Source organism: Kitasatospora sp. A2-31, assembly GCF_022288725.1.
Taxonomy (GTDB): Bacteria; Actinomycetota; Actinomycetes; order Streptomycetales; family Streptomycetaceae; genus Kitasatospora.
On the sequence record NZ_JAKNTA010000237.1, the window covers coordinates 1 to 1,195 of the forward strand.

1 protein-coding gene is annotated in these 1,195 nt (G+C 75.6%); it reads left to right on the forward strand.

Translation table 11 applies throughout. From position 1 onward, the window contains the following. On the forward strand, nt 1-991 hold a 991-nt coding region (locus MCM47_RS41165), incomplete at its 5' end, for a triacylglycerol lipase (protein ID WP_238951877.1). Between the last annotated feature and the right edge of the window lie 204 nt (nt 992-1,195).

Consider the following 1,195-nt stretch of genomic DNA (forward strand, 5'->3'; position numbering starts at 1 on the left):
CCTCCTCTACTCCGCCGCCGGCTGGGACACCGGCGGCCACGCCACGCCCGTCCTGCTCGTCCACGGCGCCAACGACAACGCCGACCGCGCCTGGGCCGACCCCGGTGAGAGCGGGAGCTGCGGCGCCACCGGCCCGGCCGGCTGCCCGTCCACCGGTCTGGCCCAGTACCTCGCCGGGACCGGCCACCGGGTGTTCGCGATCGGCTTCGCCCACAAGCACGGCGACAACCTGCTCCAGGCCCAGGCGGTCGGGGACGCCGTCGCCCTGATCCGCGCCCGGCTCGGAGTGCCCCAGGTGGACGTGGTCGCCTGGAGCAAGGGCGAGGTGGCGGCCCGCGCCTACGTCTCCTCCGTCCGCCCGGCCTGGGGGCGGGCGTACGCCGGGGACGTCCGCCGGCTGGTGACGCTCGGTGGCCCGAACGGTGGCCTGGACTATGTCTACGCCCACGGCTGGGCGTTCTCCCTGGCCTCCTGGCCGGCCTGCGGGGGCACCGCCAACGCGCCCTCCCCGCACCTGTACATGACCTGCTACGGGACGTACACGGCGCAGCCCTGCCTCGGCGTGCTGCCGTCCGGCGGCCACGACTGCTACCCGGGCCAGCGCCAGCTGCTCGCCCGCTGGGACGGCACCTACGGGGTGGACGGGACGGCGCAGGACTGGTGGACGACGTACTACGGCGGCCAGGGGGTCTTCACCTCCGGCCAGGGCGTCCAGGCGGCGATCGACGCCGGCTCCCTGGTCGGGCCGCTGCAGCGGGCGGGCGTCCCGGCGGCGGTCCGCACCTACCTGCTGGCGGGCGGCACGGCCGACATCCCCGGGGTCCTGAACGAGAACCGCGGGCCCAGCGACGGCATCGTCTTCACCAGGAGCGCGCTGGACACCACCGGCATCGCCACCGTCGGCGGCACCCGGCTGCTGGAGGGGCTCAATCACCTGGAGCTGGCCTGGTCCCCGGAGGCGATGGCGCAGGTCGACGCCTGGCTCGGCTGAACCGGCCCCGGAAGGCAGGCGGCCGACCCGGCAACCGGTCACCGGTGACCGCGACTCGATCGGCTCCGGCGGGGCCGCCCGCGGACCGGATGTGAGCTGTGCGACAACCGACCCCGCCGGGTTGTCGCGTCCGGGAGGGGCTGCCTAGCCTGCTCGGGACGTCCGCTTCGCGGACCTCCGCCGTCGGGACGCCGAGTCCTGTCC